The 24,446-nt window shown below is 74.7% G+C and carries 21 protein-coding genes; 13 read left to right on the top strand and 8 right to left on the bottom strand.

Translation table 11 applies throughout. The annotated features are described in order from the left end of the window. Nucleotides 1-290 precede the first annotated feature (290 nt). The 3 genes from MNY60_RS13770 (at nucleotide 291) to MNY60_RS13760 (ending at nucleotide 3,266) form a co-directional block, all read left to right on the top strand. A complete protein-coding gene (locus tag MNY60_RS13770) occupies nucleotides 291-854 on the top strand; it encodes a DUF5666 domain-containing protein (protein WP_242360828.1) in 564 nt (187 codons plus the stop codon). Between the two features lie 228 nt (nucleotides 855-1,082). After that, entirely contained in the window at nucleotides 1,083-2,366 is a 1,284-nt protein-coding gene (locus MNY60_RS13765; RefSeq protein ID WP_242360825.1) for an outer membrane protein assembly factor, read from the top strand. 426 nt (nucleotides 2,367-2,792) lie between these two features. After that, the gene (locus MNY60_RS13760) at nucleotides 2,793-3,266 is read left to right on the top strand and encodes a DUF1003 domain-containing protein (protein ID WP_242360823.1); all 474 of its coding nucleotides are present in this window, start codon (nucleotides 2,793-2,795) and stop codon (nucleotides 3,264-3,266) included. Between the two features lie 20 nt (nucleotides 3,267-3,286). Here the strand turns inward: MNY60_RS13760 and MNY60_RS13755 are convergent, their stop codons facing one another. After that, entirely contained in the window at nucleotides 3,287-4,459 is a 1,173-nt protein-coding gene (locus MNY60_RS13755; protein WP_242340411.1) for a hypothetical protein, read from the bottom strand. Nucleotides 4,460-4,563: 104 nt separating this feature from the next. Between MNY60_RS13755 and MNY60_RS13750 the strand changes: the two genes are divergently transcribed. From MNY60_RS13750 to MNY60_RS13740, 3 genes are read left to right on the top strand one after another with little or no spacing between them, the layout of a single operon-like run. After that, nucleotides 4,564-5,217, top strand: coding sequence for a DedA family protein (locus MNY60_RS13750; protein WP_242340412.1), 654 nt, complete (start codon nucleotides 4,564-4,566; stop codon nucleotides 5,215-5,217). Next, nucleotides 5,214-6,194 carry a transglutaminase domain-containing protein gene (locus MNY60_RS13745; RefSeq protein ID WP_242360821.1) on the top strand — a complete coding sequence of 327 codons (981 nt, stop codon included), beginning with the start codon at nucleotides 5,214-5,216 and terminating at the stop codon, nucleotides 6,192-6,194. The genes MNY60_RS13750 and MNY60_RS13745 overlap by 4 nt, the downstream gene beginning before the upstream one ends. A 42-nt stretch (nucleotides 6,195-6,236) precedes the next feature. Next, nucleotides 6,237-6,764, top strand: a complete 528-nt coding sequence (locus MNY60_RS13740; RefSeq protein ID WP_242340414.1) for a hypothetical protein — start codon at nucleotides 6,237-6,239, stop codon at nucleotides 6,762-6,764. A 36-nt stretch (nucleotides 6,765-6,800) separates the two neighbouring features. Here the strand turns inward: MNY60_RS13740 and MNY60_RS13735 are convergent, their stop codons facing one another. Further along, the gene (locus MNY60_RS13735) at nucleotides 6,801-7,958 is read right to left on the bottom strand and encodes a M20 family metallopeptidase (RefSeq protein ID WP_242340415.1); all 1,158 of its coding nucleotides are present in this window, start codon (nucleotides 7,956-7,958) and stop codon (nucleotides 6,801-6,803) included. Between the two features lie 102 nt (nucleotides 7,959-8,060). Here MNY60_RS13735 and argC point away from each other — a divergent pair, with 102 nt between their 5' ends. Together argC and argB are read left to right on the top strand one after the other, a co-directional pair. Continuing rightward, entirely contained in the window at nucleotides 8,061-9,125 is a 1,065-nt protein-coding gene (gene argC, locus MNY60_RS13730; RefSeq protein ID WP_242340416.1) for an N-acetyl-gamma-glutamyl-phosphate reductase, read from the top strand. Beyond that, nucleotides 9,122-9,937, top strand: coding sequence for an acetylglutamate kinase (gene argB / locus MNY60_RS13725; protein ID WP_242340417.1), 816 nt, complete (start codon nucleotides 9,122-9,124; stop codon nucleotides 9,935-9,937). The genes argC and argB overlap by 4 nt, the downstream gene beginning before the upstream one ends. 72 nt (nucleotides 9,938-10,009) lie before the next feature. Here the strand turns inward: argB and MNY60_RS13720 are convergent, their stop codons facing one another. Beyond that, nucleotides 10,010-14,260: a BadF/BadG/BcrA/BcrD ATPase family protein gene (locus MNY60_RS13720; RefSeq protein ID WP_242360818.1), complete on the bottom strand. Its 4,251-nt coding sequence runs from the start codon at nucleotides 14,258-14,260 to the stop codon at nucleotides 10,010-10,012. A gap of 160 nt (nucleotides 14,261-14,420) precedes the next feature. Between MNY60_RS13720 and MNY60_RS13715 the strand changes: the two genes are divergently transcribed. Together MNY60_RS13715 and MNY60_RS13710 are read left to right on the top strand one after the other, a co-directional pair. Continuing rightward, a complete protein-coding gene (locus tag MNY60_RS13715) occupies nucleotides 14,421-15,413 on the top strand; it encodes a GTPase (protein WP_242360816.1) in 993 nt (330 codons plus the stop codon). A gap of 661 nt (nucleotides 15,414-16,074) precedes the next feature. After that, nucleotides 16,075-17,268, top strand: coding sequence for an HNH endonuclease (locus MNY60_RS13710; protein WP_242356039.1), 1,194 nt, complete (start codon nucleotides 16,075-16,077; stop codon nucleotides 17,266-17,268). 361 nt (nucleotides 17,269-17,629) lie between these two features. On the opposite strand, the gene MNY60_RS13705 is transcribed toward MNY60_RS13710, so the two are convergent. Both MNY60_RS13705 and MNY60_RS13700 read right to left on the bottom strand, forming a co-directional pair. Continuing rightward, on the bottom strand, nucleotides 17,630-19,528 hold the full coding sequence (locus MNY60_RS13705; RefSeq protein WP_242360814.1) for a sulfatase-like hydrolase/transferase: 1,899 nt from the start codon (nucleotides 19,526-19,528) through the stop codon (nucleotides 17,630-17,632). A 66-nt stretch (nucleotides 19,529-19,594) separates the two neighbouring features. Beyond that, nucleotides 19,595-20,041, bottom strand: a complete 447-nt coding sequence (locus tag MNY60_RS13700) for a hypothetical protein (RefSeq protein ID WP_242356043.1) — start codon at nucleotides 20,039-20,041, stop codon at nucleotides 19,595-19,597. Between the two features lie 106 nt (nucleotides 20,042-20,147). Here MNY60_RS13700 and MNY60_RS13695 point away from each other — a divergent pair, with 106 nt between their 5' ends. Then, entirely contained in the window at nucleotides 20,148-20,744 is a 597-nt protein-coding gene (locus MNY60_RS13695; RefSeq protein WP_242356045.1) for a class I SAM-dependent methyltransferase, read from the top strand. Between the two features lie 74 nt (nucleotides 20,745-20,818). On the opposite strand, the gene MNY60_RS13690 is transcribed toward MNY60_RS13695, so the two are convergent. Together MNY60_RS13690 and MNY60_RS13685 are read right to left on the bottom strand one after the other, a co-directional pair. Further along, nucleotides 20,819-21,586 carry an ion channel protein Tsx gene (locus MNY60_RS13690; protein ID WP_242340423.1) on the bottom strand — a complete coding sequence of 256 codons (768 nt, stop codon included), beginning with the start codon at nucleotides 21,584-21,586 and terminating at the stop codon, nucleotides 20,819-20,821. 91 nt (nucleotides 21,587-21,677) lie between these two features. Next, nucleotides 21,678-22,703 (bottom strand): arginine N-succinyltransferase, encoded by a 1,026-nt coding sequence (locus MNY60_RS13685; protein WP_242340424.1) that lies wholly within the window; start codon nucleotides 22,701-22,703, stop codon nucleotides 21,678-21,680. 195 nt (nucleotides 22,704-22,898) lie between these two features. On the opposite strand from MNY60_RS13685, the gene dtd reads away from it, so the two are divergent. After that, nucleotides 22,899-23,348, top strand: a complete 450-nt coding sequence (gene dtd, locus MNY60_RS13680) for a D-aminoacyl-tRNA deacylase (RefSeq protein WP_242340425.1) — start codon at nucleotides 22,899-22,901, stop codon at nucleotides 23,346-23,348. 15 nt (nucleotides 23,349-23,363) lie between these two features. Then, entirely contained in the window at nucleotides 23,364-23,708 is a 345-nt protein-coding gene (locus MNY60_RS13675) for a histidine triad nucleotide-binding protein (protein WP_242356047.1), read from the top strand. 50 nt (nucleotides 23,709-23,758) lie between these two features. On the opposite strand, the gene MNY60_RS13670 is transcribed toward MNY60_RS13675, so the two are convergent. Then, a partial coding sequence (locus MNY60_RS13670) for a helicase SNF2 (protein WP_242360812.1) occupies nucleotides 23,759-24,446 on the bottom strand: 688 nt, incomplete at its 5' end.

Here is a 24,446-nt window from a genome sequence, read left to right as displayed (position 1 = left end):
CTCGAGCCCCGCGGCGGAGGGAGCCCGCGGGGCGCTTGAATAGGCGCGCCGCGCCTGCCGTCGCGATCGCGGCGAGCCGAGTCGAAGGTGCACGCTCGGAGAAGGGGCTCGCTCCCTCGCGCGCCGCGCGGGCGGATGGAACGTCGAGGGGTGGACGGGCGCCGCTGCGTCCGCCTCCGCCCCCTGGCGTGCATCGACCCGCTCGCAGACGCCAGGTTTCCCGGACGGCGGGAGAGTGCGCACCTTCTCGCTTGCGGGCGCGACGCCCGCCACAGGGAGGGGAGTTGACCATGAGAAAGATCGCAATCGTGGGCGCGCTGGCCGCGCTCGCCTGGGCGCAGGGCGTCCGGGCGGAGGATCCGGCGAAGGCGGAGGCCGAGGCGCAGGAGAAGGTCCAGAAGGCGGAGGCCAAGGCGCACGAGAAGACCGCAGAGGCCCAGGCGGACGCGCAGAAGAAGACCGCCGAGGCGCAGAAGGACGTCCGCAAGGAGAAGGCGGAGGCTCAGGAGAAGGTGCAGGACGCGCGCAGGGACGAGATGCGCCAGGGCACCGCGGCGGGCACGGGCACCGGCTCGATGGCGGCGCGCGACGAGCGGAAGCACCCGATGTTCGAGGGCAAGGACAACTACGAGGTGAAGGGCAAGATCGAGGCCGTCACTGCGAGCTCGATCACCGTCCGTCGCGACGAGCTGCCGGCGGCCAAGCTGAGCGTCGATCACAACACGAAGATCGAGCTCGACGGCCAGCACGTCGCCGCGTCCCAGCTGAAGCAGGGGCAGGACGTGAAGGCGTCGTTCAACCTCAAGGACGACAAGCCGCTGGCCGTGGAGATCAAGGCCGAGAAGATGAAGTAGCGCCGCAGGCGGCGTTTGCTCGAAGGGCTCCCCGGACGTCTCCGGGGAGCCCCTTGCATTTGCGAGGCGCCTGGCGCGAGCGCCGGCTCCGCGGCCTCCTCCTCGACCCGCTCCTCGCGGGTGTCCGCGGGGGCCGTGCGCCGGAGGACGCCTTCTCTGCGCCATGAGGGAGGCCCCGCTCCTCGCCCTGCGCAGCGCCTGGCCCGGCGGTAGCTTCGTTCTCGACCCATGAGCGTCGCCCTGGTCCTCCTCGCATCCGCAGCGCTGTGCGCCGGCGCGCCCGAGCTGCCTCCGCCGGATCCCTCGGCCGCGGCGGCGCCCGCGGAGGGCGCGCAGGCGGGGGACGCACCGCGCAGCGCGCCGGCGGCGCCGGCGTCGCAGGCCACGGACCCCGCGCCGCAGGAGTCACGCCCTCGAGCAGCTCCGCCGCCGCCTCCTCCGGCGCCGCCGACCGAGCCCGGAGAGCGGTCCGCCGAGACCTCCGCCCATCAGTCCGGGCACGTCGCAGCCGCCGAGGCGACGCACCGCGGGAGCCGCTGGTTCGCGCTACCGGTCCTGTTCTGGCTTCCCGAGACCCGGCTCGGCTTCGGCGTGAGCGGCGGCCTCCATCTCCACCTCGACGGCGCTCCGCGGACGAGCAGCCTCTTCGCCGGCGCCGTCTACACGCTGCAGCGGCAGGGCTCGCTGGACGTCGCGGGGGACGTCTACCTCCCGGGCGGTGCGCTCCTGTCCGGGCGCGCGCGCGTCGTCCACTTCCCCGACGTGTTCTACGGGATAGGCCCGCACACCACGACCGCGCAGCGCGAGGACTTCACCCGCCGCGCGGCCGAGCTGGTGATCGCCGCCGAGTTCCCGATCGTCGCGCACCTGAGCGCCGGGCCGCGCCTGGACCTCCGTGCGGAGGAGATCCGCGACCGGCGGCCGGGAAGCGCGCTCGCGGAAGGCGACGTCACCGGGTGGAACGGCTACTCCGCGGCCGCGCTCGGCGCGAGCGCGCGCTGGGACTCGCGGGACAGCGCCTTCTGGCCCACCACGGGGACCCTGGCGCAGACCTGGTACGTCTACGCGCCGGAGGGGTTCGGCCGGAGCCACGGCTTCGGGCGCGGGGTCCTGGAGGTGAGCCGGTTCCTGGGGCTCGGCCGCGGGCGCGTGCTCGGGCTCGACGGCTACGCCGAGGGCGCCCACGGCGACCCACCGTTCACGCTGCTGCCGAAGCTCGGAAGCACCCACTTCCTGCGCGGCGTCCGGGAGGGCCGCTACCGCGACCGGCTCGACTGGGCGGCGCAGGCGGAGCTGCGGGTGCCGGTCTGGCAGCGGATCAGCGCCACCACCTTCGCGGCGGCGGGCGCCGTCGCCCCGGGGCTCCGGGACCTCTCGCTGCGGACCGTGCAGGTCACCGGCGGCGCCGGCCTGCGCTTCCGGCTCACGGAGGAGGGCGCCAACATCCGGCTCGACCTGGCCGCGAGCCGGACGGGCGTCGAGGTGTACGTGCTCGTGCTGGAGGCGTTCTAAACGACAGTTCGTGCTTCGCGATCACCTTCGGTGACGCGAATCACGCTGTCGTTTAGCCATGTTCGAACGGGGGCTGCGCCCCCGCCCCGCCGGGCGAAGCTCGTCGGGGCCCCACCCCTGCTCGCCGGGTCCCGTGCGCCGCCGCGAGCGGCTTCGCCGCTTCCGCGGCGTCGCCCCGGCGGGCTCGCTTCGCTCGCCTGTTCGCGAGTCATGATTGGCCGTTCAGCGAACGGGCGGGCGTGCCGCGCCCCCCGCCGCCGCGTGCGCGCCGTGCTCCGGACGGCCCGGCTGCACGGGGCGAGCCGCTGGTGCCTAGCTTCCCGCTCAGGGGGAGCGGATGACATCCCAGGGCAGGTCGAGGGGCGAGGCGCAGGGCTCGCGCGCGTCCTCGAGCGAAACATCGCCTCGATCCTCGCGCGGCGGCGCGTGGACGAGCGGCGCGCGGCGCTGCAGGACCGGCTCGCCGAGCGCATCGGCCGCTTCGCGGGCTCGATGACGTTCGTCTACCTGCACCTCGTGATCGTGGCCCTCTGGATCGCGGCGAACGTGGGCCTGCTGCCGGGCGCCCCGCGCTTCGACGCGGACTTCGTGAAGCTCGCCACCGCCGCGTCCGTGGAGGCGATCTTCCTCTCCACGTTCGTGCTCGTGATGCAGAACCGGATGGCCGCGGTGGCCGACCGGCGGGCCGATCTCGACCTGCAGATCAGCCTGCTCGGCGAGCACGAGGTGACGCGGCTCATCCGGCTCGTCGCCGCGATCGCGGAGCGCATGGGCATCGAGGAGTCGCGGAGCGCCGAGCTCGAGGAGCTCGGGCGCGACGTCCGCCCGGAGGCCGTGCTCGACCGCATCGAGCGCGCCGAGGGGGACGAGCCGCGCGAGGGCGCGCCGCCGCCCACGTGACGGCCGCCGCCGCTCCACCGTCAGGGCTCGGCGGCCCCGGGGGCGAGGCCCCGCGCCTCGCGCCACAGCGCGCGGGCGACGAGCGCGGCGAGCACGAGCCAGAGCAGGGTGCGGACCACCGCGGTGGGGTGGAACAGGTGGTCGCGGAACCAAGGCTCCCAGCGCCGGGCCCGGACCTCGAACGCCACGTGGAAGTCCCAGATCGACGCTGCCGTGAGCGCCGCGAACAGCGTCGCGGGCGCGGCGGCGAGCGCGCCGGCGAGGAAGCCGTAGAGCGCGTACTGCGGGCTCCACACCTTGTTCGTCGCGATCCACACGACGAGCGCGAGCGCCGTCGCGAGCCGGGCGGCCCGCGCCGCATCCCCGCCCCGGCGGGCCGCGAGGAAGGTCGCCGCGGCGCCGGCGAGCGCGGCGAGCGCGAGCGGCCCCGCGGACAGCGCCTCGAGGAGCGGCCCGCGCGGGATGGCGAAGGCGTCCCAGATGGAGTTCTCCGCGCCTCGCCCGGCGTTGAACCGGAAGAACCAGCTCCACCGCTCCGGCGCCGCGAGCGCGAAGGGGAGGTTCACGGCGAGGACGACGCCGGCGAGCGCCGCCGCGTAGCGGAGGAGCGCGCGCAGGCGCGGACCGGGCCTCGACGCCAGCGCGGCGAGGGCGGGCGGGACGAGCGCCGCCGGGAAGAGCTTCGCCGAGACGCCGAGCGCCGCCAGCGCGCCGCTGCCGGCGACGCGACCGCGCTCCTCCGCGAGGAGCGCGAGGGCGAGGAGCGCGATGGGGAGGAGATCCCAGTTGAGCCCGGCGTAGTAGACGAGCGCCGGGGTCGCGCCGAGCCACCACGGGCGCGCGCCGGGGAGCCGCGCGAGCGCGAGGAGCGTCACCGCGAGGCAGGCCGCGAGGAAGAGGTAGGTGGCGGTGAAGTGACCGAGCGCGCCGCCGGGGACGTACGACGGCAGCCAGAGCGCGAGCCCCAGCAGGACCGGGTACTCGATCCGATCCTCGAGGTAGGGCAGCGGGTGCGCGCCCCCGAGGTAGCGATCCCCGTGCAGCGCGATGACGTCGGAGTAGCAGTGGTGCTGGAACGACCAGAACCGGTACCCCGCCCCGGCGTGCGCAGCGCCGCGCGCGACGTTGAGGTAGCCGGCCGCGAGCCACAGGGCCGCCAGCGCGGCGGTGACGGCGAGGGAGCGGCGATCCACGGCGAGGGAATAGCACGCCGACCGGCGGCCGGTCGCGCGATGGAGCGGATGGGGCGCCGGAGGAGGTGATCGCCCCGGCGTGCATCGATGTGTAACATCGGCGCGTGGCCTCGCTCACCGGGCTCGCCCAGACGCTCGCCGACGCCGTCTCGCGCACCGGGCCGGTGGCGCCCCTCATCCTCTTCGCGGCGAGCTTCGTCGAGTACGTGTTCCCGCCGTTCCCGGGCGATCTCGTCGTCGTGCTCGGCGCCTGGTACGCGGTGCAGGGAGAGCTCTCCTGGCCCGTCACCTTCGTGTCGGTCACCGCCGGCGCGGTGCTGGGGGCCTGGGTCGACTACCGGATCGGCGCCGCCCTGGGGCGCCGCCTCGATCGGCGCCTCGCAGAGCGGCGGCCGCTCTCGGAGGAGCGGCTGCTGCGCTTCGAGGCGAGCTACCGGCGCTGGGGCGCGCTCCTCCTCGTCGCGAACCGCTTCTTCCCGGGGCTCCGGGCCTTCTTCTTCCTCGCCGCGGGCGCGTCGGGGATCCCGCTCCGCAGCGTGCTCCTCTACGGCGGCCTCTCCGCGGCGCTCTGGAACGCCGTGCTGCTCGGGGCCGGGGCGCTGGTCGCGCACAACGTGGAGGAGCTCCTGCTCCTCTTCGAGCGCTACACGCGCGCCGCCTGGATCGTCGTGGCGATCGTCGCCGCGCTCGCGCTCGCGGCCGTGCTGTGGCGCCGGCGCGCCGCGCGGCGGGCCGCCCGCGCCGGTGAGGGACGGTGAGCCTCGCCGCCGCGCTCGTGCTCGTCGTGGGGCTCGCGCTGCCCGACGGGAGCGCGCGCTACCGCGTCGAGGTGGGCGGCGTCCCGGTCGGCGCGGCCGAGCTCGCCGTGCGCTGCGAGGGGCCGCGCTGCCGGGCGGTGCTGCAGACGCGCCTGCGGCTCCCGGAGGAGGCCGGCGGCGCGGTGACCGCCCGCCGCTTCGAGACCGAGGTCGATCGCGAGGGCGTCGCCACCGGCGAAATCCTCAGGACGCGCGACGGAGTGGTCACGCACGAGGCCGCGCCGGCCGGGCGCGTCCCGGCGGCGCTCGCCGAGCTCCTGCTCGCCTCCGCCGCGAGGGAGGGCGAGGGGACCGCCTGCCTCGAGGCGTTCGAGGAGGAGACGCTCGCCGCCGGTCGGGCGTGCGGCGCCTGGGCGTCGGGCGCGCTCGACGCGACCGTGCTGGGCGTGCGCGAGCGCGTCACGCCCGGTCCGGGAGGCTTCCCGGCCGCGATCGAGCTCCCCGAGCAGGGGACGCGCTTCGTCCGCGACGGGCGAGCCGCAGTGCCCGGGCGGCCGCCGCGCCTGTCGGTTCGTGTCCCCGGCCCGGTCGATCCCGTCCTCGCGTCGAGCTTCTGCGGCGTGTCGCTCGACCCGCCGGCGCCCGCGCCGGCGACCCCGCTCCCCGCGCCTGCCGCGCCGGGCGCGAGCTGCCGGGAGAAGACCGCCGCCTACCTCGCGCGCGCAAGGGGCCGCGGACACGTGGGTCGCACCGCGCTCGGGGTGGCCTGGGACGGGAGAGGCTTCGTCTGGCACGCGTGGGCCGAGCTCCGCGACGGGGATCGCTACGTCCCGGTCGACCCTTCGTTCGGTGAGCTCCCCGCGCGCGGTCCGCGCTTCACGCTCGCGCGCTTCGCGCCCGGCGATCGCGCAGGAGCGCTCGCCGCCGGGAGGCGCGTGCTGGCGTGCTGGGGGCGGGCGGCGGTGCTGGCGCGGTGAGACCTCCGGGCGCCGGCGCGCCTCCGGCCGCATCTTCCCGGCGTGGACCTCATCGCGCGGTACGTGGAAGACCACCTCGCCCTGTCGCTCGGCGGCGTACGGCTCGCTCGCCGGGCGCTAGCCTCGAACCGCGGCTCGCCCTACGCGGAGCCGCTCGAGCGCCTCCTTCCCGAGCTCCAGGAGGATCGGGAGCTCGTCCGCGACGTCTTGAAGGCGCTCGGCGGCACGCCGAGCGGGCTCAAGGAGACGGCGGTCATGCTCGGCGAGCTGGCCGGGCGGCTGAAGCTGAACGGGCGCCTCCTCTCCTACTCGCCGCTGTCGCGCGTCTGGGAGCTCGAGGCGCTCGCCGCCGGCAGCGAGTCGCGGCGCGGCCTCTGGAGCGCGCTGGCCCGCGCGCAGCGGCACGAGCCCCGCCTCGAAGGTTTCGACCTCGGGGCCCTCGAGGCGCGCGCGCGGCGTCATCGCGACGAGCTCGAGCGCTGGCGGCTCAAGGCAGCGGAGGAAGCGTTCGGGACCGCGCCGCGCCGGCGCGCCAAGAGCCGGAGCGCCGCCCCGCAGCCCGCGCGTTGAAGGCCGTCCAGCGGGCCCGCCCCGGACCGCCGTCCGTCACGCGATGGAGCCCGCCCGTCGCGCGAGGAAGCGCAGGAACGCGGTCGCCTTCGGCACGAGGGTCGAGAGGTCCACCTCCTCGCCGGTGGTGTGGAAGCCCTTCCCCCGCGGCCCGAGCCCGTCGATCGAGGGGATCCCCGCCGCGCCGGTGGTGCAGGCGTCGGAGCCGCCGCCGACGAGGGGCGCCTCGCCCTGGCCGAGCCCGCTCTCGCGCTGGCAGTCGCCGTACTCCTTGGCGAGCGCCGACGAGGCCTGCGTGCGCTCGAGCGGATCTCGCCAGCCGCCGTGCGAGAGCTCGAGGGTCGTGCCGGGGACGGCCGCCTCCGCCGCGATCGCCTGGATCGCCTCGCCGAGGCGCTGCCCGTCCTCCACCGTCTCGAAGCGCAGGTCCACGTCGCAGCGGGCCTCGGCCGGCACGGTGTTCTTGGTCGTGCCGCCGGACACGAGCCCGACGCTCACCGTGAGGCCGCGCTCGTAGTCGGTGAGCGCCTGGACGCGATCGACGAAGCGCGCGATCGACCAGATCGCGTTCCGACCCTTGTCGTGCTCGTTCCCCGCGTGGGCGGCGACGCCGCGCGCCTCGGCGTGGATCGAGCCCACCCCCTTGCGCCGCGTGACGAGCAGATCGCCCGGCCGGCCCGACTCGAAGCCGAGCGCGCAGGCGGCGCCCTGCGCGTGCGCGCGGATGAGCGGCTGCGACTCCGGGGAGCCCACCTCCTCGTCGGCGACGAGGATGCCCTTCACCGGCACGCGCTCGAGGAGGCCCGCGCGCTTGGCGGCGACGAGCCCGTACAGCATCACCGCGATGCCGCCCTTCATGTCGAAGACGCCCGGCCCCACCGCGCGGCTCCCCTCGCGCCGGAAGCCCTCGAAGGTGCCCGGCGGGAACACCGTGTCGGTGTGGCCGACGAGGAACACCGGCGCGCCGTCCGCAGGCCCGCTGAAGACGAGGTGCGGGCCGAAGCGCGTCGAGGGGCGGAGCTCGACGGCGAAGCCGAGCGTGCGGAGCTGTCCCGCGACGAGGTTCGCGACCGCCTGCACGCCGGCCTTGTTCGCTGTGAAGGAGTTGACTGCCACGAGCCGCTCGAGGAGCGACTCGAGCGCGCCGCGCTGGCCCGAGAGCCAGTGGAGGGCGTCGTCGATGCGGCCGGCCATGAGGGCGAGACCTCCGGTGCGCGAGCGCGGGGGCGACCTCGCCCTCGGCGGGCCGCGCCGGCCGCTGGCCGGGCGCGGGAGACCCCGGTATAAGGGCGGCGCATGGCACCGGGCAAGCGCTACCGGGCCGCGGTGATCGGCGGCTCGGGCTACGGCGGCGCGGAGATGATCCGCCGCCTCCTCATCCACCCCGACGTGGAGCTCGTCCGCGTCGCCTCGATCGACTTCGTGGGGGAGCCGCTCGCCGCGGCGGACCCCGCGCTCGAGGGCGTGACCGACCTCGTCTTCGAGGGCCTGCCGCCCGCCGAGGCGGCGAAGGGAGTGGACGTCGTCCTCCTCGGCCTCCCGCACACGGTCGCGGCGTCCAAGGTCCCCGAGCTCGCCGCGCTCCCCGGCCTCAAGATCGTGGACATGAGCGGCGACTTCCGCCTGAAGGACGTCGCCGCGTACGAGCGCTGGTACAAGCACACGCACCCCTGCCCGGAGCGGCTCCGCGACTTCGTCTACGGGCTGCCCGAGCTGAACCGCGAGCAGCTCCGCGCCGCCCGCTTCGTGGCCTCGCCCGGCTGCTTCGCGACCACCATCGAGCTCGCGCTCCTGCCGCTCGCGCGGGCCGGGCTCCTCGAGGGCGTCGTCCACGTGCAGGGCATCACCGGCTCGTCCGGCTCGGGGGTCGCGCCGTCGGCGGGCACGCACCACCCGGTCCGCGCGAACAACCTCCGCACCTACAAGCCGCTCGAGCACCAGCACGTCCCGGAGATCACCGAGACGCTCGCGCAGGCGGGCGCGAGGGACCTCGCGCTCCGCTTCGTGCCGGTGTCGGCGCCGCTCTCGCGCGGGATCTTCGCGACCGCCTTCCTCGAGCTGCCGGAGGAGTGGACGCAGGAGCGGCTCGACCGGCTCCTCCGCGAGACCTACGCCGGCGAGCCGTTCGTGCGGGTCCCGCGAAAGCGCCTCCCGGAGGTGGCCGCGGTCTCCGGCTCGAACTACGCCGAGGTGGGCATCTCGGCCGGCCCGGCGCGCGCGGGGCGGCGCACCGTCACCTGCTTCGGCGCGACCGACAACCTCGTGAAGGGCGGGGCGGGGCAGGCCATCCAGAACATGAACCTCATCCTCGGGCTCGACGAGAAGGCCTCGCTCGCCGACCCGGGCCCGTGGCCGCCATGAAGACCATCGTGCTGAAGCTCGGGGGCGAGATCGTCCACGCGCCCGAGCTCTCCGTCATCGCCCGCGACCTGCGCACGCTCGTCGACGGCTTCAACCGCGTGGCGATCGTCCACGGCGGCGGCCCGCAGGCCACCGCGCTCCAGAAGACGCTCGGCCTCGAGACGCGCATGGTGGCCGGCCGCCGCTTCACCGACGCGCAGACGCTCGAGGTGATGAAGTACGTCGTCGCCGGGCAGCTCAACGTCGATCTCTGCGCCCGGCTGCTCGCGAACGGCGTCATGGGCGTGGGCCTGCACGGCGCGAGCGGGCACATGGTCCAGGCGCGCCGCCGCCCGCCCCGCGTGATGAAGGGGGCCGGGCCGGAGCCGGTGGACCTGGGCCTCGTCGGCGACGTCCTCGGCTTCAACCTGCCGCTCCTCGGCGATCTCTTCGAGCGGCGCTACGTCCCGGTCATCGCCTGCCTCGGCTGCGACGCGCAGGGCCAGCTGCTCAACATCAACGGCGACACCGTGGCGAGCCAGCTCGCGGGCGCGCTCGAGGCCGACGCGCTCGTGCTCGTCACCTCCACCCCGGGCGTGCTCCGCGACCTCGCCGATCCCTCCTCCCGCATCCCCCGCATCACCCACGCCGAGTTCGAGCGGATGGTCGCGGACGGGACGATCTCGGGCGGGATGATCCCCAAGCTCGAGGAGTCCTTCGGGGTCCTCGCCTCCGGCGCGAAGTCGGTGGTCATCGTCGGGAAGCTCGGCGAGGGCGATCTCGCCCGCGCGGTGCTCGACCCGGGGAGCGCCGGGACCGTGCTGGTCGGCTGACGGCGACACTGCCACCGAGAAACCCCGAAGCGACGAGCCGCTACGGAGCGTCACGCGCGCCGGCGTCGGCGGCTACAGCGGCGTGTGCCTCGCGCGCGAAAAGCGCTCCTTCACCTCGTAGGCGAAGCCGTCGAGGACGTCGGGGTCCACCGGATCGCCGTTCAGCGACAGGCTCAGGGACAGGAGCCCCTCGCGCTCGCGCGCGTGCGAGAGCTGGGCCTCCGCGAGCTTGTCGGGCATGCACTCGAGCGGGCCCACGCACACGGCGCCGTCGATCTCGCCGCGCCGCCACTGGAGCACCGGGAGGCCCACCGCGAGGACGGCCTCGTGCTCGAGATCCTCGCGCACGTAGGGCGCCGCGGCCGCGAGCGCCTCCGCGAGGCGCGCCGGGCGCGGCCACCCCATCGCGCTCGCCATCGTGCTCCGGCACGCGCCGAGGAGCCGGCCGCGGACCCACGTCTTGAGCTGGTCTCCGGGCGTGTCGCGCAGGCCGCGCCGCACCTGGACGTGGTCCGAGTACTCGAGGAACTGGGCGACGGGCTCGAGGCGCACCCGGATCCCGCGCTCCTCCAGCGCGTCCGCCACGTCGCCGTTGGCGCCCGCGTCGGAGCGCACGTAGACCTCCCCGACGAGGAGGACCGTGGGGTGCGGCCGGGGGTCCTTGAGGCTCCGGAGGGCGTGCCCGGCGCGACCGAGCAGGGCGGGCACGCCGTAGCTCCGCCCGGTCGCGGCCTCCATGAGCACGCGGCTCGCCGAGAGGCTCCCCGCGGCGGCGCGCTCGAGCAGCGCCGCGAGCTCGGTCGCGTGCGCCGCGTGCACGCGGGCCGCGGCCCCGGGCTCGCGCTCGACGGGGCGGACGTCGCGGAGCGCGTCCTCCAGCAGGCCGAACCCGGCGATCCCCGCGAACACGACGGCCCCGAAGCCGGGCGGCACGCCCTCGAAGTAGTCCGAGTCCGGCGGCGACCAGATCCCCACCCGCGCGCCGTGCCCGAGCCGCTCCAGGATCATCTGGTGGAGCTGCCGGTAGTAGCCGAACCGGCACGGGCCGCTGGAGCCCGGCATGAAGAACGCCAGCCGCTCGTGCGGGTGCGCCCGCTCGAGCCGCTGCAGGAGCGACCCGAGCGTCACGATCATCGGCAGGCACTCCTTGCCGCTCGTGTGGCGCCGCGCCCGCCGGACCGCCTCCGGGCCGGCGCGGGGAAGCACCTCGGCGGGGACGCCGTAGCCGCGCAGCGCCGAGGCGAGCGCGCCGGCCTCCGGCCCCATGGGCGGCACGAGCACGCGCGCGCCGCTGCGGGCGATCTCGGGGAGCGACTGGGAGGCGAGGGCGAGCAGCGGGGCCGCGGACGCGGCGGCGCTCGCGCCGGAGCGCAGGTCCTCGCGGACGCAGTGCAGGAACGCCTCCACGCGCGTCTTCGTCCCGGCGTCGCCGGCGTGGCCGTCCGTCTCGATGACGGCGAAGGGCTTGCCCTCCATGAGGCGCGCGTAGGCGTGCAGCGTGAAGCTGTCGGGCCCGCAGCCGTAGTTGCTCGCGAACAGGCTGTACACCCCGGGCTCGCGCCGCACCTCGTACGCCGCGCGCAGCACGCGCTGCGTGTAGCCCCAGAACGCGCCCGGGACGAGCGGCGTCTCCGGGGCCGACGGGTAGCAGTCGACGGGGATGGCGACGGCGCCCTGCTCGCGCAGCAGCGCGGGGATGTTCGCGCTCAGGACCGCGTCGTGGATCGTGTAGGTGCGCCCGAGGACGACCACGGGCAAGAGCCCCTCGGCGCGGCAGCGGTAGAGCGCGCCGCGCCCGATGCGGAAGAGGGCGGCGTCGAAGCGCGCCTGCTCCTCGCGCGCGACGGCGTGGGCGGATCGCCAGGCGTCCTCGCGCTGGACCCCGAGGTCCGCGGCGAGCGCGCGGCAGGTGTCGAGGAACGCCGGGGCGTCGAGGAAGCCCGGCCCGAGGCGGATGGCCGGCGAGAGGATCCGCCCGGCGTCGAGCGCTCGCCCGAGATCGAGGCGCAGCACGTCGGCGCTCCCCGCCACCACCGGGCAGAGCCAGTGAGAGGTCTCGTCCTTCACGGCCGGCAGGTCGCGCAGCATCGGGAGGAAGACCCGCTCCGCGGGCGCCTCCGCCATCGCGGCGACGAGGCCGTGGTACTGCTGCATGGGCGCGCAGAACGGGACGTGCGCGCGCTCCGTCCCGCGGCGGAGCGGCTCCCGTCCTCCTCCGCGCGCCACGACCACGTCGAGGCCGAGGGCCCGGAAGAAGTGGGCGAAGAACGGGAACAGCCCCTTCAGCTGGAACGCCTCGGCGAGGGCGACGCGCGGCGCGCCCGTGCGCGCCGACAGCGGACGCAGCACGGCCTCGACCAGCTCCGCGCGCTCCCTGAACGGATCGGGCGCGCCGGCGGGGAGCTTCCGCGTGCGGGTCCCGCGCTCGTGGACGGAGCAGCCTCCCCCCCAGGAGAACGCGCGCCGCACCCCCTGGACGCGCGTCCGGAGCCGCTCGATGCGGCAGGAGTTGCCCGACCCGCCGCAACCGGCCGTGGAGCGGCAGACGAACGAGTCCTTCCGGTCCACCCGGGCGTCGAGGAACCGGCCGAGCTCGAGCGGAGCGCCGCCGGGCAGCGCCCCGCGCGCGAGCAGCGCGATCCCCCACGCGCCCACCGTGCCCGGGTTCGGCGGCACGATCACCTCCGCGCCGGTCTGCCGCGCCACCGCCGCCGCGAGCGCGTCGGCGCTGAAGGGCATCCCCTGGCAGAACACGACGTCCCCCACCGAGCGGCTGCCCTTCACGCGGTTCAGGTAGTTCTGCACGACCGAGTCGTAGAGGCCGGCGACGAGGCGCGGCCGCGTGACGCCCGCGGCCGCCGCCTCGTCGAGGATCTCGGCCATGAACACGGCGCAGTGCTGGCCCAGGTCGGCGCAGGCGTCGGCGCCGAGCGCCACGCGCGCGAGCGCCTCGACGTCGCGGTCCCCGAGGCGGAGCCCCTGCTCCTCGATGAAGGACCCTGTCCCGGCGCTGCACGCCTCGTTCATGGCGGCGTCGACCACGCGGCCGCCGAGGAGCCGGATGTACTTCGCGTCCTGCCCGCCGATCTCGAAGATGGTGTCCACCCGCGGGTCGCAGGCGCGCGCTCCCTCGGCGTGAGCGGCGATCTCGTTCAGCACGTGCACCCGCTCGGCGCCGTAGCAGGTCGCGAGCAGCGACCCGACGATCTCGCGACCGCTGCCGGTGACCCCGAGGCCCACGACGGCCTCCCGGAAGGCTCCGCCGGCCGCGCGGCGCACGAGCTCCTGCGCCGCCGCCACCGGGTCGCCGGCGGTGCGCGTGTAGCTCTCCCAGACGGGCGCACCCGAGGCGGCGTGGAGCGCGACGGCCTTCGAGCCGGTCGAGCCGATGTCGAGGCCGAGGATGAGCGCGTCGCCGGCGCCGATCCTGGGGGGCGGACGCGCGGGCAGGCGGCGCACGCGCCCCAGGGTGTCGGAGAGCGGCGGGAGCAGCTCCACGGGCGCGTGCGCCGCAGGGGCCACGAGGTCGTCGGGCCGCGGGAGCGGCGCGGACCCCCGGGCGGCCAGCACCGCGCACCCGAGCGCGTCCAGGTAGAGCGCGTCGTCGCCGCGCTCCTCCTCGAGGGTCATCCCGCGCTCCGCCACGATCCGCCCGAACCGCTCGCGGATCCTGCGCGAGCGTCCGACCCCTCCGGCGAGGACCACGGTCGCGGCCTCCGGGGGCCGCCGGAGCAGCACCTGGACGTTGTCGCAGATCGCGTCGAACAGGCCGGCCAGGATCCGCGCCCGGTCCTCGCCCTGGTTCGCGAGGTGGGTCATGTCGGTCTTCAGGATGACGGGGCAGCGGCCGGAGAGCGGCGCCGGATCCTCGACCGGCGCGGCGAGGAGGTCCGCCTCCTCGGGGTCGAGCCCGAAGCGCTCGACGAGCTGGCGCAGGAAGCTCCCCGTGCCCTGCGAGCAGCGCGGGTTCTCCCGGTAGTCCGCGTCCTCGCCGCCGCCCAGCTCGACCACCGAGAAGCCGTGCGCGCCGATGTCCACGATCACCGCGGGGCCCGGCCCGTGGAGGAACCGCACGCCGGCGATACGCGCCTGCTTGGCCGGGACGCGCGAAAGGGCCAGCTGCCGCCCGAGGCGCCCGGACGCGAAGGCCCCGCCGACGTCGTCCCATCCCCACTGCCGGAGGAGCTCGCGCACCGCCGCGCCCGGCGCCTTGTGGTGCTCGAGCCGCGCGCGCCGGAGCCACACGAGCTCGCCCGGGCGAGCGACGAGCTCGACCACCTTCACCGTCTCGGCGCCTGCGTCCACCCCGAGGAAACGAGGCATGCTGACGGCGAGTGTCGCCCAGCGCGCGCCCGGCGGGCTTGACCAGAACGGGCGCGGCGAGAGGGCCAGGGGCACGCCTCCACGCTCCGGGCATCCCTCGTGGGTCCACCCCGCGATGGCCACGCACCCGCCTCGAGGGGCCGCGCCCACGATCCCGCTCGTGCCCGCGAACCTCACCGCCCAGTACAAGGACGCGGAGCTCCGCTTCCGCGAGGCGGCGAGCCACGACGACAAGCGCGAGGCGCTCCGCGAGATGATCGCGCTCCTCCCGAAGCACAAGGGGACGGAGAAGCTGCACGCCGACCTCAAGAAGCGCCTCGCGAAGCTCGAGGAGGAGGGCGAGCACGTGCGCCAGAGCGGCGTCCACCGCACGGACCCCGCGCACGTGCGCCGCGAGGGGGCCGGCCAGTGGGTGCTCCTCGGGCCCCCCAACGCCGGCAAGTCGTCGCTGCTCGCCGCGCTCACCCACGCGCACCCCGAGATCGGCGAGTACCCGTTCACCACGCGCGCGCCGCTGCCGGGGATGATGGCGTTCGAGGACGTGCAGGTGCAGCTCGTCGACACGCCGCCCGTCGCGCCGGGTCACACCGAGCCGTACCTGCCGAACCTCGCGCAGGGTGCGGACGGCGTCGTCGTCGTGCTGGACCCCACCGCCGACGACGTGGAGGCGGCGTTCGCGGCGGTGCTGGAGGTCCTCTCGCACGGGCACGTCTGGCCGCGCGGCCGCGCCCCGCCGCCGGGCGCCTCGCCGCTCCTCGTCCACCGCCCGGTCCTCGTCGTCGCGACGCGCCGCGACCTCGACGAGGACGGCACGTTCGCGGCGCTCGCGCGCGAGGCGGTGGGCGCGGACCTGCCGTTCTTCGCGGTGTCCGCGACGCGCGGCGACGGTCTCGACGCGCTGCGACCCGAGCTCTTCCGCGCGCTCGGCCGGATGCGCGTCTACACGAAGGAGCCGGGGAAGAAGCCTGACCTGGGGAAGCCGTTCGTGCTGCCGGGCGGCGCGACCGTGCACGACCTCGCCCTCGTCGTGCACCACGAGGTCGCCGCCCACCTCAAGTTCGCGCGCATCTGGGGCCACGCGCGCTTCGAGGGGCAGCAGGTCGATCGGCACCACGTGCTGGCCGACCGCGACGTGGTCGAGCTACACGCGTGACTCGGCGCACGATACCCGGCCTGCGGCGGGCGTCCTCGCTCCTTGCGCCTGCGGCGTACGGAAGTCTCACCATTCATCACGAATGCAGATACTCGGCGGACGAGCGGTAGGTGTTTCGACCGCCGTCACCGTGCGCATGCCGGATTCGGGCATCGACGGGGTGGGCGCGCGTTCCGGGCGCTCCCACGATGAACGCGCCAGAGGCGGTGAAGCAGGCGGACGTCTCGTCGTGTCAGCCCGCAGGAGGCGCGCAGCGTTACACCGCGCGGGTGCATGCGGACTTTCCGAACGCGCATCCGCAGGTCGCGCCATCGCACGGACCGGAGCTGGCCGGGAAGCCGAGCAGATTCACCAATGGTGACAACTATCGCCAGCGGTAGTGGCGCCCCGACGTCGCGGCTTCTCTCGCGAAGAAGCAAGGCGTCCCAGTTGCGGTGGGTGAAACATGTCTCATTGACGCGTTCTGGTCGCGATTGCGTTCAACCTGCGGGCCCGCGCGGGAGGGTTGCTCTCGCGCACGCGCCTCGCGCCTGCCGCGCGCGCCGAGCGCCGTGATGCCTCGACGAGGGCGCGAGAGAGAACGCCGCGCAGGCGCGAACCTCGCGCGTCTCCGGAGCTCCGAAAATCGCGTGCTACGAAGAGTGTACTGGAGGTGCACCCCATGTCTGCGCTCGCCCCGGCCACCCTCGAATCGAACGTCCTCGCCCACCGCCTGAGCGAGCTTGCCGGAGAGGAACGGAACGTCCAGGTCGACTTTCTCCTGCACCTCGACGAGTTCGATCGGCGCCGCGCCTTCGTCGAGGCCGGCCACGCGTCCCTCTGGAGCTACTGCCTGGAGGCGCTCCACCTGCGGGAGGGCGCCGCCGGCCGGCGCATCCAGGCGATGCGCGTGCTGCGCCGCTTTCCGAGCCTCGAGGCTCCGCTGCGCGATGGGCGCCTGTGCCTTTCCACCGTGGCGCTCCTCGGCCAGGTGCTCACCGAGGAGAACGTGAACGACCTCCTCGGTCGCGCAGCCTTCCGGACCCGGGCCGAGGTCGAGCACCTCGTCGTCTCCGTCCAGGCGCGCACCGCTCCGCGCGCTGGCCTCCGCAAGCTGCCCGAGCGCGCGCCCGGCGCGGTGAGCGCCCCGCTGCAGCTCCCGGAGGCCGAGCGGACCGAGGCGGCGACCGCGCCCGGTCCTGAGGCTCCGACCCTCGATCCGGGCCCCAACACCGCCTCGCTCCCGGCGCCCCCGCCCATCGTCGCGCAGCCGAAGCGAAGGGCCGAGACGCTCGCCATCTCGGAGAGCCAGTGGTCGCTCCGCGTCACCCTCGACCGCGCCTGCAAGGAGGACCTGGAGACGCTCCGGTCGCTTCTGTCGCACAAGGTCCCGGACGGCGACCTCGCGGCAGTGCTCCACGAGGCGATCCGCTGCGCCATCCAGAAGCACGGCAAGCGCAAGGGCGCGGTCGCGCCAGAGCGAAAGACCAAGGACGCCAAGGAAGGCTCGAAGGAGGGCGCGAAGCAGGTGGCGGCGGAGCCGCCGGCGGCCAGGACCACGATCCCGGCGATAGTGCGCCGCGCCGTGTGGAAGCGCGACGGCGGGCGGTGCGCATGGGTCGGCCAGGACGGCTGCCGCTGCAATAGCCGCTGGAAGCTCGAGGTCGACCACATCCAGCCCGCCGCCCTCGGGGGACCGTCCACGGTCGAAAATCTTCGGGTCGCATGCCGAGCCCACAACCTGCTTCACGCAGAGAGAACCTTCGGGCGCGAACACATGGATCGCTTCCGCCGCGACACGGGCGACGGGCCATCGCCGCTCTCGTGCGCTGGCGTGGCGGCTCCCGTCATGCAGCTGGGAATGTGGGCGCCGTGATTCCGCTGCCGCGTATCGGCCGCGCCTAACTTCGCGGACCGGGTTGGGTTCGCACGGCAGCGCGCTAGAGCGATGACTCGCCGCTCGCGTACCTCCCGGCTTCCGAAACACCACGCCCCACTTGCGCCGGTGACGCTCACCGCTCCGCGGCCCGCAATGGTCCGCGCGAAGCATTCCCGGACCGCGCCGTGCCTACCCCGTCGATGCCGAACCGGAGCGCGCGGTGCGCCGCTGGTCCGACCAGGGCCGCCTCCGTCGGTCAGCAGCCGAAGATGTGACGAATCCTCAGACGGAAGCAGAACGCGTCGGCGCGCGTCGCTGCGGGTGTCGCCTCGGGTTCGGCTCCGCCGTGGCCCGGGAGCTATCTCCCGGCCTCGCCGGCGGTCGCCGACGCGGGCAGCGGGCGCGCCGCGTGGGCGGGGGCGACCTCCTCGCCGCGCATCGCGCGCATGATCCTGCCGGCGTTCGCGGCCAGGCGGGCGCTGCCGTCGGGCAGCGGCCGGTCCTCGGGGTCGGTGACGCTCGCGCCCGCCAGGCCGGCGAACACCGTCACCTTGAGATCCTTGCCCACCACGGCGTAGCGCGGCTCCCAGCCGACCGTCGAGAGCACGAAGCGATCGTCGGGCGAGTCGAACGCGGAGAGCCCGTCGGAGTGGAGCGACGGTGGGTGCGTGTCGCCGAGCAGCGAGAAGATCGTCGGGACGAAGTCCACGTGGCTCGTCGGCGCGTCGTGCACGCCCGCCGGGATCCCGTCGCCGAGCACCACGAACGGCACGTGGATCTGCTCGTTCGTCACCGCCGAGCCGTGGCCGAGGTGGCCCTTCTCCCGGAACTCCTCCCCGTGATCGCCGGTGAAGAGCACGAGCGGCTTCTTCCCGCGGGTCCGCTCGAACCAGGAGAGGAACTCCTCGAGCGTCCCGTCGAGCGCGTAGGCCGCGTTCTTGGCGCGGTTGCGGATCTGCTCCGCCGGCGCGGTGGTGGCCTTGATGCCCCCCGAGCCGTCCCACACCGGCCGGAAGGGCTCCTGGCCGCGCGGGTAGAAGTAGTTGAAGTGCGTCCCGTAGAGGAAGACGAACATGAAGAGCGGCTGGTCGCGCGGGACCGCCTCGGCCATCTTGCGCGCGTCGAGGAGGAGCTGCGGATCGCGGTCGCCCCAGCCCTCGCCGTCGCAGCGGTTCTTGAGGTCCTCGGCGGACACGCCGGCGAACACCGTCTCGCGCAGGTCCATCCAGTCGAGGCAGGAGGCGGAGAGCGCCTTCACCGCGTAGCCGTTCGCGCGCAGCGCCGGGAAGAGCACCGGCCGGCGGCCCGCGCCGAGCGTGGCCTCGAGCTTCTGCGCCTGGAGCCCGTACAGGAGGCTGAAGATCGTGTAGTGCGTCGCGACCGCGCCCGCGTAGTGGCGCGTGAAGCGCGCGCCCGCCTCGGCGCGGCGCCACAGGTTCGGCATGACGTCCGGCGCGAGGTGCGCCGCGGGCAGGCTCTCCGCGACGAGGAAGAGCACGTCGGGCTTGCGGGTGAAGTGGATCTCCTCCGGCGCGACCCCGGCCGGCAGCCGCAGCGACTCCTGGCCGGCGAACTGGTCCACGGCGCGCTTCCCGAAGAGGCGCGAGTAGATGCCGTTCATGCGCACCGGCACCTGCAGCGGCAGGACGCCGGAGGCGGCGAACATCGCCGGACCGCCGAGGTAGACGAGCCCCGCCCCGTACACGCGCTCCGCCGCGGCCGCCAGGACGAGCGTGAGCGCGAGGGTCCACGCACGCCGCCCGCTCGCGAAGCGCCGGATGAACCACGCGCCCGCCGCGACGTCGAGCGCGACGAAGAGGGCGCCGGCGGCGAGGAATGTCGCGACGTCCGCCGGGGACACGCCCGTCTCCTTGAGCGCGTACGGCTGGAACAGCACGCGCAGGAAGAAGCCGTTCACGTGGAAGCCGACCGCCCCGAAGATCCGGCTGTCGAGGGCGACAAGGCTCGTCGCGAGGCCGAGCACGGCCGGCGCGGCGAAGCGGTACGCGCGGGGTCGGAGCGAGAAGGGGAGCGCGAGCGCGAACGCGGCGAGCGCGAGGAGCGCCGCCTGCGGGAGGAAGGTGGGCCAGAGCGGCGCCCGGTACGCCGCGGGCGCGTTGCGGACCGCCGCCGCGATCGAGGTCGCGTACAGGGCGAGGAAGAGCGGGACGTGCAGGAGCGACCAGACGAGCGCGGGGAACCGGTACCCGGCCCCGCCCCGCGTCGCCCCGGCGCCGACATCGAGCGCGCGGGACATTCGGGCGCGGAACCTAGCATCACCCGCCCGTGCTCGCCACCCGGCGGGGAGCGGCCGAGCGGGCGGTCAGCCGCTGGCAGGCGCGGATCGCGGCGCCACCCTCATCTCGAGCAGCACCCGCCCGCACGCCGGGCAGCCGGGATCGCCGGGATCGTCCGTCCACATCTCGCAGGCGGGGCACTGGAACCGCACGCCCGAGCCGCCCGCGCCGGGCTGGTCCTCCGGCGCGGGGAAGAGCACGCGCCCCGCGGCGGCGAGCGCGGCGAAGTACTCGTAGCGCGCGGCAGGGGTGACGTCGTCGGGGAGCGGCATGCGGGTGAAGGTGCGGCCGGCGAGCGCCACGGTGGGCCCCGCCTCCCGCGCGGCGAGGAGCGCCTGCTCCGAGCGGCGCGGCCAGGGCTGGTCCGCGAACCAGCGCGCCTTGAAGGCGCTCCACTCGGCGAGCGTCCTCACCTCCGCGAGCGCGGCGTGGAAGGCGTCGAGCTGCCTCATGAACGCGGGCTCGTAGGGCATGAGCGCGATCTTGCGCGCGCGCACCGGGGCCGACAAGAAGGACGGGTGCCGTCCGCGCGTGGCCGCTCGTCGCGCGCCGCCGGCGGCACGAGCGAGGAGAGCCGAGATGTCCGAGGGACCCCGCCGCGACTTCGAGGCCGCCTACCTGGCAGGGACGCCGCCCTGGGACATCGGCCGGCCGCAGCCCGAGATCGTGAAGCTCGCCGAGGAGGGCGAGGTGAGGGGCACCGTGCTCGACGTCGGCTGCGGCACCGGCGAGAACGCCCTCCACCTCGCGAGCCTGGGCCGGCCGGTCGTCGGGGTGGACGGCTCGCCCGCCGCGATCGCGCGCGCCCGCGAGAAGGCGGCGGCGCGCGGGCTGGAGGTGGCGTTCCACGTCGCCGACGCCCTGCAGCTCGGGCGCCTGCGCCTGCGCGTCGAGACGGTCGTCGACTGCGGGCTGTTCCACGTCTTCTCCGACGAGGAGCGTCGCCCGTACGCGGAGTCGCTCACGGAGGTGCTCTCGCCCGGCGGCGTGCTCCACATCCTCTGCTTCTCCGACGCGGAGCCGCCCGGGCCGGGCCCGCGGCGCATCGCCGAGTACGACCTCCGCGCGACGTTCCGCTCGCTCTTCGCGATGGTGCGGATCCGCCCCGCGGTGTTCGACAGCCTCCTCCTGACCGGCGGCGCCAAGGCCTGGCTCGCGACGTTCGTGCGGATCTGAGCCAGAAAAACCGAGGGCCGCGCCTCCTCGAGGGAGGGCGCGGCCCTTCGGTGCGGCGGGTCAGGATGGCCGGACTAGAAGATCGTCCACTGCACCATGACCTGCGGGGCGGAGGTCACCGTCGCCTCCGTCTCGCCGAAGCCGTAGCCGCGGTGGATGAACCACTCGACGCCGGCGTGGAGCTTGCCCTTCGGGCCGCCCGCGACGGAGAGCACGTCGACGAGCAGCTCCGGCTGCGCCCAGATCTCGACGGCGTTGTCGCGCGCGCCGTCCTTCGTGCCGTTCACGTCGACGAAGCCCGTGAAGAGGAACGGCACCGGACCGACGGCGAACGGCACCGTCCAGTACGGCGAGATCTGCCACTGGTGATCGGCGAACTTGTCGTACCGGTAGAAGAGGTTGAGCCCGAGCACCCAGCCCGGCGGCGCGACGAAGTCGAACCCGACGCCGCCGAGGTAGGCGTAGAAGTTGCCGCCCTGGTTCACCTCGCCCGCGAGTCCCCAGTTCCGGATGACGCCGCCGATGGGGGCCTTCTGGCCGAGCAGGTCGTTCAGGAACAGGCGCGGGTGCCACTCGACGTAGGCGCCGGTCGCGTCCTCGCCGCCCACCCGGCCGCGGGTCAGGTCCGTGAAGAAGAAGCTGTCGCCGTGCTCCCACGTGGAGAAGTGGTTGAGCGTCAGCGTCGTGAGGCGCCCGTGGTCGTAGTTTCCGAGCGCGTCGTCGAAGTTGTACCCCTGCAGCAGCTGGACGTTGGTGGTGGAGAACCCGCCAGCGCGCGCCGCGGGCGCGAGCGCGACGAGCGCGATCGCGAGGAGGCTTCGGAGGAGAGAGGAGACGTTCATGGGGCGACGCTTCTAGCGCAGCCCTCTGACTCTCGAAAGGGTATTCCCGTACCCGCGGTCGCTGCTCGCTCCGTGCGAGCGGGCGCGGCCGCTACTCGAAGGGCACGAGGTGGAGCCGCTCGCCCGGCTCCGCGCCCAGAATCTCGCGTGCCTTCGCGGGGATGCGGACCGTCTCGCCGTCGATCCGCGCCGGGGCGCGCACGGCGCGGAAGCGGCTCTTCCCCTCGGTCCGGTGCAGGCCCACGAGCCGCTCCTCGCCGTCGCGCTCGAGGGGCTCCTCCGAGAGCTTCGCCCGCCGGTAGGCGCGCACGAGCGTGACGTCCTCGAGCCGCGCCTCGTAGTGCGGCCCGCCGTCGAACGGGTCGATGCGGCTCACGTACTGGAAGCCGAGCCGGTCGAGCATCCGCCGCACGGGCTCGGTGGCGGGGCCCACCTTGCCGAGGTTCCGCTGCACCTGCTCGGGGAACAGCGTGGCGTACACGTCCACGGGCGGGAAGAGCTGCTGGATGAACTCCTTGTTCTCGCGGCTCTTCTTGTCGGCGGTCTGGTAGTCGAGGTCGGTGAAGCGCTTGCCGAACGCCTCCCAGAACGCGCTGCGGCCGTCCTTCGTGAGCGGCGGCATGAGCTCGGCGAGCACCTTCTCGCGGAAGCGGTCGCGGAACATCGCCATGTAGAGGAAGCGCACGTAGGCGAGCTGCTTGCCCGCGCGCTCCTCGCCGCCGCGCTCCTCCGGATCCACCACCAGCCCGCCGATCTCGGTCGGCCCGTCGAAGTGGTAGCCGATCGAGAGGACCTGGTGCTTGAAGTGCCGGTCGATCGTCGACGAGTAGTGCTCGCGCTCGGACACGTCGAAGAACGTGCAGGGCGACTCGCGCGTGCCGTGCTGGGCGATCACCATCGACGTGCCGACGATCCGGCCGGAGCGCGGCTCCTCCGCCACGAAGACGTAGGAGCGCTCCAGGGGATCGCGGATCTTCGCCGAGAAGCTCCGGACCGAGCCGTCGATGATGCGGGCGAGGGCGCGCTCGTCGTACGGCAGGTTGACGGTGTTCAGCACCTTCGCGAGCCGGGCGAGGCTCGCGAGGTCCGACTTCTGCGCGTCGCGGAGGAGGAGCATGCGTCGGGTCGGGAGGACTAGCACGGGCCCCGAAGGCTGTCACCCGCGGGGAACCCGGCGCCCCGCGCGGCTCGCGCGAGGAGCGACGCGCCGGTGTCGGCGCCGGCGGCCGGCGGATCCCGCCCGGCCGTTCGGGGTCCCGCCGCCCGCTCGGGAACGTTGAACGGGGCGCCTCGCCGTGACATGGAGAACGCCATGCGCGCCGTCGTGCAGCGGGTCTCCCGGGCCGAGGTCCGGGTGGAGGGGCGGGTGGTCGGTGGGATCTTGCGCGGCCTGGCCGTGCTCCTCGGCGTCGCGCGCGAGGACGGCCCCGCCGACGCCGACCTCCTCGCCGAGAAGATCGCCGGCCTGCGGATCTTCGAGGACGCGGGCGGCAAGATGAACCTCGCCGCCGGCGAGGTGGGGGGCGGGGTGCTCGTCGTCTCGCAGTTCACCCTGCTCGGCGACGCTCGCAAGGGCAACCGCCCGAGCTTCGTGGACGCCGCGAACCCCGAGACCGCGAGCGCGCTCTACGAGCGGGTCTGCGCCCGGCTCCGCGAGAAGGGGCTCGCCGTCGCGACCGGGGTGTTCCGCGCGGAGATGGAGGTCGAGCTCGTGAACGACGGCCCGGTCACCATCCTGCTCGACTCGCGCCGTCTGTTCTGAACCGGAGGTCAAGGGATGTCCGACTGCCTCTTCTGCAAGATCGTCGAGAAGAAGATCCCCGCGCGGATCGTCCACGAGGACGCGGACACAGTCGCGTTCGAGGACGTGAACCCGCAGGCGCCGACGCACGTGCTCGTCGTCCCGCGGAAGCACGTCGCGAGCATGATGGAGCTCGGCCCGGACGACGAGGCGCTCGTCGGCAAGCTCTTCCGCGCCGGCGCCGCCATCGCGAAGGCGCGCGGCATCGACGGCCCGGGCTACCGCGTGGTCATGAACCACAACCGCGACGCGGGCCAGAGCGTGTTCCACATCCACCTGCATGTGCTGGGAGGTAGACGGATGGGATGGCCTCCAGGCTAGCCTCGGAGAGCCTCGGCTGGGGTCTCGTGGCTCTGCGGGGGTGACCCGAGCTAGTACCCGGCGCCCATGCCCTGCGCCGCCGCCCCCGGCCCCTCGCGCGCGAGGGCGTTCGCCGACCGCGCCGCGAGGGCGGCGCGCCACAAGGCGAGGCGCGCCGAGTAGAGGTCGCCGCGCGCGAGCGCCTCGCGCGCCTCCGCGACGTGGGTGGCGCTCTCGCCGGTCCCCATCGCCTCGTCCCGGGCGCCGTACGTCTGCGCGTCCCGCCGCGTGCGCTCGAGCGCGTCCGCCTGCGCCGCGAGCGCCGCGTCGACGCCCGACGCGTCGCCCTGCGAGAGCGAGCGCAGCGCCTCGTCGAGCGCGCCGAGCGTGGCGCCGGTCGCCTCGGCGCGTCCCGCCGTCGCCTCCGCGGCGGCCGTCTCGCGCCGCGCCTCCTCCTCCTCGCGCGCCGCGAGCCGCGCCTCGAGCGCGTCGGCCCGCGCGCGCTGCGAGTCCACCGCGCCGCGCAGGTCCTCGACCTCCTTGCGGAGCTGCTCGAGCTCGGCGGTGCGCTGCGCGTCGTCGAGCGCCTGCGCGTCGAGGCGGAGCTGCTCCTCTCGCTGGGCCGCCTCCCGCTCCGCGGCGGTGCCTGCGTCGTCCGCGCTGCGCCCCCCCGGCCGCGCGACGCCCGCGGCAGCGTTGCCGGCCGGCGCGCCGGAGGCGGTCCCGGCGGCGGCGCTCTCCGCGCTCCGCGCGGGAGCC

The sequence above is a fragment of the Anaeromyxobacter sp. SG17 genome (assembly GCF_022690695.1).
GTDB classification, from domain to species: domain Bacteria; phylum Myxococcota; class Myxococcia; order Myxococcales; family Anaeromyxobacteraceae; genus Anaeromyxobacter; species Anaeromyxobacter soli.
This window is presented reverse-complemented; position numbering and strand designations above follow the sequence as displayed.

What these genes read in the sequence shown, in the direction of transcription:
- dtd (WP_242340425.1), top strand. Translation starts at nt 22,899, where the DNA reads ATGCGCGCCGTCGTGCAGCGGGTCTCCCGGGCCGAGGTCCGGGTGGAG.
- MNY60_RS13770 (WP_242360828.1), top strand. Translation starts at nt 291, where the DNA reads ATGAGAAAGATCGCAATCGTGGGCGCGCTGGCCGCGCTCGCCTGGGCG.
- MNY60_RS13690 (WP_242340423.1), bottom strand. Translation starts at nt 21,586, where the DNA reads ATGAACGTCTCCTCTCTCCTCCGAAGCCTCCTCGCGATCGCGCTCGTC.
- MNY60_RS13735 (WP_242340415.1), bottom strand. Translation starts at nt 7,958, where the DNA reads ATGGCCGGCCGCATCGACGACGCCCTCCACTGGCTCTCGGGCCAGCGC.
- argC (WP_242340416.1), top strand. Translation starts at nt 8,061, where the DNA reads ATGGCACCGGGCAAGCGCTACCGGGCCGCGGTGATCGGCGGCTCGGGC.
- MNY60_RS13710 (WP_242356039.1), top strand. Translation starts at nt 16,075, where the DNA reads ATGTCTGCGCTCGCCCCGGCCACCCTCGAATCGAACGTCCTCGCCCAC.
- MNY60_RS13720 (WP_242360818.1), bottom strand. Translation starts at nt 14,260, where the DNA reads ATGCCTCGTTTCCTCGGGGTGGACGCAGGCGCCGAGACGGTGAAGGTG.
- argB (WP_242340417.1), top strand. Translation starts at nt 9,122, where the DNA reads ATGAAGACCATCGTGCTGAAGCTCGGGGGCGAGATCGTCCACGCGCCC.
- MNY60_RS13705 (WP_242360814.1), bottom strand. Translation starts at nt 19,528, where the DNA reads ATGTCCCGCGCGCTCGATGTCGGCGCCGGGGCGACGCGGGGCGGGGCC.
- MNY60_RS13765 (WP_242360825.1), top strand. Translation starts at nt 1,083, where the DNA reads ATGAGCGTCGCCCTGGTCCTCCTCGCATCCGCAGCGCTGTGCGCCGGC.
- MNY60_RS13695 (WP_242356045.1), top strand. Translation starts at nt 20,148, where the DNA reads ATGTCCGAGGGACCCCGCCGCGACTTCGAGGCCGCCTACCTGGCAGGG.
- MNY60_RS13685 (WP_242340424.1), bottom strand. Translation starts at nt 22,703, where the DNA reads ATGCTCCTCCTCCGCGACGCGCAGAAGTCGGACCTCGCGAGCCTCGCC.
- MNY60_RS13700 (WP_242356043.1), bottom strand. Translation starts at nt 20,041, where the DNA reads ATGCCCTACGAGCCCGCGTTCATGAGGCAGCTCGACGCCTTCCACGCC.
- MNY60_RS13675 (WP_242356047.1), top strand. Translation starts at nt 23,364, where the DNA reads ATGTCCGACTGCCTCTTCTGCAAGATCGTCGAGAAGAAGATCCCCGCG.